The following is an 8,581-nucleotide window of genomic DNA, read 5'->3' on the forward strand; positions in this document are numbered from 1 at the left end:
CGCAGGCCACGGCCTGCACCCGGCGGGCGAAGGCGGTGTTCACCTTGCCCAAGACGCCGTTCTGTTCGTGGATCATCCGCGGCAGGCGCAACAGCGTCGCCGCCGCCAGCGCCGGGATCGAAGGGTAGCCGCCGAAGCCGACCACCACCGCAGGCCGGTCGCGCAGGAACTGTCCCACCGCCGCCATCACCCCGCCGCCGATGCGCAGGGGCACCAGCCCCTTGGCCAGGAGACCGCCGCGCGCGAAGGTGGCCGAGGCAACCTCCTCCACCTTCACCACATGGGGAAAGCCCCCGGCGTAGCGGGCGCCGCGCGCATCGGTCGAGAGCTTCACCCGCCAGCCGCGCCGCACCATGGCCTCGGCCAGAGCCTGCGCCGGGAACATATGTCCTCCGGTCCCCCCCGCCGCGATCAGAAGCAGCGGCCCCGATCCGACGCGCTGACCCATCTCAGCGACCCCGCTTGAAGAGGATATCCCCGATCTGCCCCTGCGGCCGCGAGCGGGTGAAGGCGAGCAGCATGCCGAGCGTGATGCCCGCCGCGATCACCGACGAGCCGCCGTAGCTGACGAAGGGCAGCGTCATGCCCTTGGCGGGCAAGAGACGCACCGCCACGCCCATGTTGATCATCGCCTGCACGCCGAAGATGCAGGCGAGCCCGGTGCCGCCGAGCCGGATGAAGGGATCGCGCTCGCGCATCAGCCGGAACAGGCTGCGCACGGTGACCGTGCCGTAGAGGCCGATGATGCACAGGACGAGGATCAACCCGTATTCCTCGGCGGCGACGGCGATGATGAAGTCGGTATGCGCGTCGGGGAGCGACCATTTCACCTGCCCCTCGCCCACGCCCACCCCGAAGAAGCCGCCCTCCTGGATGGCGTTGGCGGCATAGCCGAGCTGGGTGCGCGGATCGAGGTCGGGGGTGAGGAAGCCGTCGATCCGCCGGGCGAAGTGTTCGGAAGCGCCATAGGCGAAGGTGCCGCCCAGGACGACGATGCCGCCGATGATGACGATCAGCGTGATCGGCGCCCCGGCGACGAAATACATGACGCCCCAGGCAAAGAGCACCAGCGCCGCCTGACCGAAGTCGGGCTGCAGGGCGAGGAAGAGCACGATGATGGTGGCCACGATCAGCGAGAAGGTCTTGCCCGGCGGGCCGTTCAGCTCCTGGCTCGCGGCCATCAGCCAGGCGGCGAGGATGACGAAGCCGGGCTTGAGGAACTCGGACGGCTGGAAGGAGGCAAAGCCGAGGCTGAACCAGCGCACGGCGCCCTTGCCGAAATCGGTGCCGAAGAAGGGCAGCATCACCAGGGCCGCGAAGGCGGCGACAAAGCCGATGACCCCGAGCCGGCGCACCATGTCGGGCGTCATCATCGAGGTGGCCAGCATGGCGATGATCGCCATCCCGCCGAAGAAGGCCTGACGCTGGACATAGTAGAAGGGCTCGAGCCCGTTGCGCGTCGCCAGCGGCACCGAGGCGGCGAGCCCGAGGAGCAGGCCGACCCCGAAGAGCACGAGGATCGACGTGAGCGACCATTTGTCGATGGTGCGCCACCAACGGGGAAGAACCGGCTCCGTCACCCGAATGGGCATGGAGCCATAGACCATCTCTGTCATGGGAAAACCGCCTGCACTGCCTCGATCCGCCCGGTTGTCCGGGTCTGGGAAGAAGTCTAGCGAAACTCCCCCGGTCTGGCCAGTGGAAAGGCGGGCCGGGACGGCCGCGGCCGGGGGGCGGAAAATCCTTCTGCGAAGGATTTTCGGCTGCGCCCGGTCGGGGCGTTCCGCTCCGGCGCGGCGGGCTGAGCGGCTTCCCGCCGATGGCGCGCCGGCGTCCCGGGAGGCGCCCGATCCTTCGCAGAAGGATCGCGCCCCCGGCCTCGGGGGATCAGCCGAGCGCCTGCACCCGCGCAGTGAAATCCTCGCCGCGTTTCTCGAAGTTGGGGTATTGGTCGAAGCTCGCCGCCGCGGGGGCGAGGAGGACGACCTCGCCGGGTTCGGCCTCGGCGGCGGCGCGGGTGACGGCGCGCTCCATCGTCTCGCAGATCTCGTGCGGCGTGGCGCCGATCTGCAGGGCGAAGTCGCGGGCGGAATGGCCGATGAGATAGGCCTTCACCACCGAGCCGAGGAAGGGCTGCAGCGCGGCGATGCCGCCGTCCTTGCCGAGGCCCCCGGCGATCCAGCGGATCTTCGGAAAGGCCTGCAGTGCCTTGGCGGCGCTGTCGACATTGGTGGCCTTCGAATCGTTCACGAAACGCACCCGTCCCGCTCGCCCACGGTCTGACTGCGGTGCGGCAGGCCGGGGTAGCTGGCCAGCGCCTGTTCGATCAGCTTCGGCGCGAGGCCGAGCGTGCGGACGGCGGCATAGGCGGCGCAGGCGTTCTGGTGATTATGCGCGCCGGGCAGGCCCGCGATGCCGCGCAGGTCGATCGAGGCGACCTGACGGCCCTTGCGCCATTCGGCGAGAAAGCCGCGCCGGGCGAAGACCGACCAGCCGAAGCCCTCGAGCTTCTGGCCCGAGGAGATGCGGATCACCCGGTCGTCCTCCGGCCCCTCGGCCACCTGGGTGGCGAGGTAGCGGCCCTCCATCTCGTCGACGCCGATCACCGCGCGGTCGGGGCCGCCCTCGGCGAAGAGCCGGCGCTTGGCCGCGAAATAGCCGCCCATGCCGCCGTGCCTGTCGAGATGGTCGGGCGAGAGATTGGTGAAGACCGCGACATCCGGCGTGAGCGCGCGGGCGAGATCGGTCTGGTAGCTGGAGAGCTCCAGCACCACCACCTCGGCCTCCTGCGCCGGGTCGAGATCGAGCACGCCGCGGCCGATGTTGCCCGCCATCTGCGTCGGGCGTCCGGCCTCGCTCAGGATATGGTGGATCAGCGCCGTAGTGGTGCTCTTGCCGTTGGAGCCGGTGACGCAGATCACCCGGGGAGATTGCTCGAAGGCCTCCCAGTCGCGGGTGGCGAAGGAGCGGAAGAAGAGGCCGATGTCATTGTCGACCGGCACGCCCTCGGCGAGGGCGCGGGCGATGACCGGGTTCGGCGCCGGGTAGAGATGCGGGATGCCGGGGCTGACGATCAGCGCGGCGATGCCCTCGAAGGCGCCGGCGCGGCTGAGGTCATGCGGGGCGAAGCCTTCTGCCTCGGCCTTGGCCCGGGCCTCGGGGCTGTCGTCCCAGACCAGCGGTTCGGCGCCGCCCGCTGCAAGCGCCCGGGCGGTGGCGAGGCCGGAGCGGCCCAGCCCGAGAACGGCCACCTTGCGGCCCCTGTAGCCCTGCACCGGAATCATGCTGCGCGCCCTTTCGATCTGGTCGGGCGCGACAATGCGGCGGGCGGGCGGCGGGTGCAAGGGAGGGAGGCGGAGGGAAGGGAGGGAGGGAAAGGAAGGAAGAAAGAAAGGGAGGGGGCTGTCTGCCCCCTCGCCGCTGCGCGGCTCACCCCCGAGGATATTTTCCGACAGAAAATGGGGGGAGCCGCGCGCCGGTCGGATGCCGGGTGTCAGGCGGAGACGACTTCGAGTTCGTTGTCGACGTTGGCGATGCCGGGGAGCGCGCTGACGATGGCTTCGGCGCGTTCGCGGTCGTCTTCGGTCGCGGCGCTGCCGCGCAGGATCAGGGTCTGGCCGCGCAGCTCGATCGAGAGATCCTCGATGTCGAGGGTCGCGTCCTCCTCGAGCAGGGTGGTGGCGGTCTGCATCAGGTCGGCGCCCTCCTCCACCCGGGCCGAGGAGGGTTCGGTCTCGGCGTCGTCGTCTTCCGGCACGTCGGGATAGGGGCTGTCGCCGGCCCATTCGGTGTCGCTGTCATATTCGCGCCAGCCGTCGGCGGCGTTCTCGTCGGAGAGGCCGGGGTTGTGGGTGCCGGGGGCGCGGGCGTCGGGCGGCAGTTCGACGTCGAAGCCGGAGAGATCGGTGCGGGCGGTGTCTTCGACATCGTTGCTGGCCGGGCCGTCGGCGCGTTCGTCATCGACCATGGTGGCCGAGCCGGGGCGTGCGGCGTCGCCGGTGGCATAGGGGTCGCGCGGGTCGCCCTGCTCGGCGGTCTCGTGGGTCGTGGCGGTGGGGGTCTTGGCGGTGGGGGTCTTCGCAGTCTTCGGATCGGCCATGATCGTCTCCTTCGCGGCTGTCTGCCCGTTGGAGAGGAAACCCGGCGGCGGTGCGGGCGGTTCCCTTGGCGGGACCGCCCTGCGCGCGCTCAGCGCAGTTTCAGCGTGGCGAGGCCGATCAGGGCGAGGATCAGCGAGATGATCCAGAAGCGGATGACGATCTGCGGCTCGGCCCAGCCCTTCTTCTCAAAATGGTGGTGGATCGGCGCCATCAGGAAGACGCGGCGGCCGGTGCGCTTGAAATAGAGCACCTGGATGATGACCGACATCGCCTCGACCACGAAGAGGCCGCCGACGATGGCCAGCACGATCTCGTGCTTGGTGCAGACGGCGATGGCGCCGAGCGCGCCGCCGAGCGCGAGGCTGCCGGTGTCGCCCATGAAGACGGCGGCGGGGGGGGCGTTGTACCAGAGAAAGCCGAGCCCGCCGCCGACGAGGGCCGCGGTGAAGACCAGAAGCTCGCCGGTGCCGGGGACGAAGTGGACGCCGAGATAGTCGGTGTAATTGGCGTTGCCGACGACATAGGCGATCACCCCGAGCGTGCCTCCCGCGATCATCACCGGCATGATCGCCAGCCCGTCGAGACCGTCGGTCAGGTTCACCGCATTGGCGGCGCCGACGATGACGATCATGCCGAAGGGCACGAAGAAGACGCCGAGGTTCAGGAGCACGTCCTTCAGGAAGGGCATGGCCAGCTGGTTGGTCAGCTCGGCCGGGTGGAAGAAGGTGGCGGCGAAGGTGGCGAGCGCGGCGATGGCGAGGCCGAGGAGCATGCGCACCCGGCCGGAGACGCCCTTGGTGTTCTGCTTCGTGACCTTGGCGTAGTCGTCGGCGAAGCCGATCAGGCCGAAGGCGAAGGTGACCAGCGTCACGATCCAGACATAGCCGTTGTCGAGCCGCGCCCAGAGCAGGGTCGAGAAGAGCAGCGCCGAGAGGATCAGCAGACCGCCCATGGTGGGGGTGCCCGCCTTGGCGAAATGCGTGGCCGGGCCGTCGTCGCGGATCGGCTGGCCCTTGCCCTGCTTGCGGCGCAGGAGGTCGATCAGCGGCCGGCCGAAGAGGAAGCCGAAGATCAGCGCGGTGAAGAAGGCGCCGCCCGCCCGGAAGGTCAGGTAGCGGAACAGGTTGAAGACATCGCCCCCGTCGGAGAAGTTGGTCAGGAGGTACAACATCTACTCGTCCCCTCGGATCGTTGACGGGCTGGCTTTGCCCAGTTTGCGCAGGGCGTCAACCAGCAGGCTGACCTTCATGCTTTTCGAGCCCTTCACCAGCACGATGTCGCCGGCGTCGACGAAGAGATGCACCCGGCCCAAGAGCTCGGCGGCGGTCTCGGCCCAGTCGCCGCGCTGGCGCTTGGGCAGCGCCTCCCACAGCACCCGCATGCGCGGGCCGACGCAGTGGATCACCGCGATGGAGGAGAGCGCCGGGTGGTCGGCGATGGCGCGGTGCAGCGCGAGCTCGGTCCGGCCCAGCTCCAGCATGTCGCCGAGGATCGCGATGCGGCGGCCGGAGGAGATGCGGCCGACGTTGTCGGTGGGCTGCATCGCCGCCAGGAGCTCGAGGCTCGCCGCCATCGAGGCCGGGTTGGCGTTGAAGGCGTCGTCGATCAGCTCGAAGGCGTCGTCTTCCACCGCGTCGATCAGGATGCGCTCGCGGGTGCCGCGGCCGGCGGGTGGCGACCACTGGCCGATGTCGCAGGCGGCGATGATGGGATCGAGCCCCAGCGCGTCGGCGGCGGCAAGCACGGCCAGCGCGTTGGTGGCGAAATGCCGGCCCGGGGTGCGGACCTTGTAGAGCAGGGGCTCGCCGGCGCGGGTGGCGCGGACGATGGTGGCCTCGGGGGTCAGCTGCACGCCGATCAGCCGGTAGGGCGCGGCGGCAGAGGTGCCGAAGAGCAGGGTGCGGGCGCCGGCCTGCTCGGCCCGGCCGACCAGCAGCGGCGTCACGTCGAGATCGGCGGGCAGGATGGCGATGCCGCCGGGCTCCAGCCCGTCCATGATCGCGGCCTTCTCCTCGGCAATGCCGCTGGTGTCCTCGAAGGCCTCCAGATGGGCGGCGGCGATGGTGGTGATCAGCGCGATATGCGGCCGGGCCAGCCGGGCCAGCGGGCCGATCTCGCCGGGGTGGTTCATGCCGATCTCGATCACCGCGAAATCGCTGTCGGCGGGCATCCGCGCCAGCGTCAGCGGCACGCCCCAATGGTTGTTGTAGCTCGCCTCGGCGGCATGGACCCGGCCCTGGCCCTGCAGCACGGCGCGCAGCATCTCCTTGGTCGAGGTCTTGCCGACCGAGCCGGTGACGCCGATCACCTTCGCGCCGGTCCGGGCGCGGGCGGCGCGACCGAGCGCCTCCAGCGCCTGCAGCACGTCGGGGACGACCAGCAGCGGCGCGTCCTCGGGCAGGCCCTCGGGGATGCGCGAGACGAGAGCGGCGGCGGCCCCCTTCTCCAGCGCCTGGACGACGAAGTCATGCGCGTCGCGCTGGTCCTTCAGCGCGACGAAGAGATCACCCGGCTGCAGGCTGCGGGTGTCGATCGACACGCCGGTGGCCTGCCAGACGGCGGCGGAGCGACCGCCGGTGGCCGCGGCGGCGTCTTCGGAGGTCCAGAGGGCGGGCATCAGAGGGCTTTCGTGGCGGGGACGAGGACGCCGGGACGGTTCCGGCCGGAAAGAAGGGAGGGCGCTGCGGTCATATCAGGCCGTCCAGGGCGGCGGCGGCGACGCTGGCCTGTTCGACGTCGTCGAAGGGGTAGATGTCGCCGCCGATCACCTGGCCGGTCTCGTGGCCCTTGCCGGCGATCAGCAGGGCGTCGCCCGGGGTCAGCGCGTCGACGCCGCGCAGGATGGCCTCGGCGCGGTCACCGACCTCATGCGCCTCGGGGCAGGCCTCGAGGATGGCGGCGCGGATGCTGGCGGGGTCTTCCGAGCGGGGGTTGTCGTCGGTGACATAGAGCACGTCGGCGTTTTCCAGCGCGGCGCGGCCCATCAGCGGGCGCTTGCCGCGGTCGCGGTCGCCGCCCGCGCCGAAGACGACGACGATGCGGCCCATGACATGCGGGCGCAGCGCCTTGAGCGCGGTGGCCAGCGCGTCGGGGGTGTGGGCGTAATCGACGAAGACCGAGGCGCCGTTCTGCCGCGTGGCGGCGAGCTGCATGCGGCCGCGCACGCCCGTCAGCTGCGGCAGGGTGGCGAAGACCCGGTCGGGATCGTCGCCCGAGGCGATGGCGAGGCCGGCGGCCAGCGCCGCGTTCTCGGCCTGGAAGCCGCCGATCAGGTTCAGCCGAACCATGTGGATCTTGCCATACCACTGGAAGCGCAGGTCCTGCCCCGTGGAGTCGAAACGCTGCGACAGGAGCCGCAGGTCGGCTTCGGGGCCGTGGCCGACGCCGATCACCTGCTGGCCGCGGGCGTCGGCGCTGGCGGCCAGCTCCACCCCGCGCGGGTCGTTGAGGTTCAGCACCGCGATGCCCTCATCGGGCAGCACCCGGGTGAAGAGCCCGGCCTTGGCGGCGAAATAGGCCTCGAAACTGGCGTGGTAGTCGAGATGGTCCTGGGTGAAATTGGTGAAGCCCGCCGCGGCGAGGTTCACCCCGTCGAGCCGGCGCTGCTCCAGCCCGTGCGACGAGGCCTCCATCGCCGCATGGGTCACGCCGGCATGGGCGGCCTCGGAGAGCAGGCGGTGCAGGGTGATCGGCTCAGGCGTGGTGTGGCTGCAGGGCGCGGTCCAGGCGCCTTCCACCCCGGTGGTGCCGAGGTTGATCGCCGCATGGCCCAGGGCCTGCCAGATCTGACGGGTGAAGGTGGCGACCGAGGTCTTGCCGTTGGTGCCGGTGACCGCGACCATGGTGGCGGGCTGGTCGCGGAACCAGAGCGCCGCGGCATAGGCCAGGGCCTGCCGCGGGTCCTCGGCGATCACCAGCGCGGCGTCGGATTGCGCCAGCACTTCGCGCGCCAGCGCCGCGCCCGCCGCATCGGTCAGGATGGCCGCCGCGCCCTGACGCAGGGCGTATTGGATGAAGCCCGCGCCATGGGTCTGGCTGCCGGGCAGCGCTGCGAAGAGATAGCCGTCCTTCACCTGGCGGCTATCGACCGCCAGCCCGGTGATGCGGGTCTGCGCCCGTTTGACGCCGGTCGGTGTCAGGCCGAGCGCCCCGAGAGTTCCTGCCTGATCCGCCATGTTCTGCCCTGTCAGTTGCGGACCGCTACTAGCTCATCCATCGGGGTGGCTTCAACCTCGGGCCGGAGGCCGAGGAGCGGCGCGACGCGACGGATCACCTCGGCGGCGACCGGCACCGAGGTCCAGCCGGCGGTGCGGCGCGGCTTCGGGCCCGTGGTTTCCACCGGCTCGTCGAGGGTCAGGATCAGCACGTACTTCGGATCCGAGGCCGGGAAGGTCGAGGCGAAGGTGTTGATCACTTTGTCGTTCCAGTAGCCGCCCGAGGGCTTGGGCTTGTCGGCGGTGCCGGTCTTGCCCGCCACCTCG

Annotated in this window: 7 protein-coding genes and 1 pseudogene; all 8 read right to left on the reverse strand. The window is 70.5% G+C overall.

Features of this window, described 5'->3' with window-relative positions; all coding sequences use genetic code 11:
• Window positions 1-448: glycosyltransferase (locus C5F48_RS19750; RefSeq protein WP_181247738.1), on the reverse strand; the 448-nt coding region annotated here is incomplete at its 3' end.
• 1 nt (window position 449) lies between these two features.
• The gene (locus tag C5F48_RS19755; RefSeq protein WP_107665522.1) at window positions 450-1,616 is read right to left on the reverse strand and encodes a peptidoglycan glycosyltransferase FtsW; all 1,167 of its coding nucleotides are present in this window, start codon (window positions 1,614-1,616) and stop codon (window positions 450-452) included.
• 271 nt (window positions 1,617-1,887) lie between these two features.
• Window positions 1,888-3,284 (reverse strand): annotated as a pseudogene (gene murD, locus C5F48_RS19760) (UDP-N-acetylmuramoyl-L-alanine--D-glutamate ligase).
• 209 nt (window positions 3,285-3,493) lie between these two features.
• A complete protein-coding gene (locus tag C5F48_RS19765; RefSeq protein ID WP_107665523.1) occupies window positions 3,494-4,099 on the reverse strand; it encodes a BON domain-containing protein in 606 nt (201 codons plus the stop codon).
• Window positions 4,100-4,188: 89 nt separating this feature from the next.
• The gene (gene mraY, locus C5F48_RS19770; protein ID WP_107665524.1) at window positions 4,189-5,271 is read right to left on the reverse strand and encodes a phospho-N-acetylmuramoyl-pentapeptide-transferase; all 1,083 of its coding nucleotides are present in this window, start codon (window positions 5,269-5,271) and stop codon (window positions 4,189-4,191) included.
• On the reverse strand, window positions 5,272-6,717 hold the full coding sequence (locus C5F48_RS19775; protein WP_107665525.1) for a UDP-N-acetylmuramoyl-tripeptide--D-alanyl-D-alanine ligase: 1,446 nt from the start codon (window positions 6,715-6,717) through the stop codon (window positions 5,272-5,274).
• A 70-nt stretch (window positions 6,718-6,787) separates the two neighbouring features.
• The gene (locus C5F48_RS19780) at window positions 6,788-8,275 is read right to left on the reverse strand and encodes a UDP-N-acetylmuramoyl-L-alanyl-D-glutamate--2,6-diaminopimelate ligase (protein ID WP_107665526.1); all 1,488 of its coding nucleotides are present in this window, start codon (window positions 8,273-8,275) and stop codon (window positions 6,788-6,790) included.
• 11 nt (window positions 8,276-8,286) lie between these two features.
• Window positions 8,287-8,581 (reverse strand): penicillin-binding transpeptidase domain-containing protein (locus C5F48_RS19785; RefSeq protein ID WP_258186539.1); only part of this gene is annotated, 295 nt, incomplete at its 5' end.

The organism is Cereibacter changlensis JA139, assembly GCF_003034985.1.
Classification (GTDB): domain Bacteria; phylum Pseudomonadota; class Alphaproteobacteria; order Rhodobacterales; family Rhodobacteraceae; genus Cereibacter; species Cereibacter changlensis.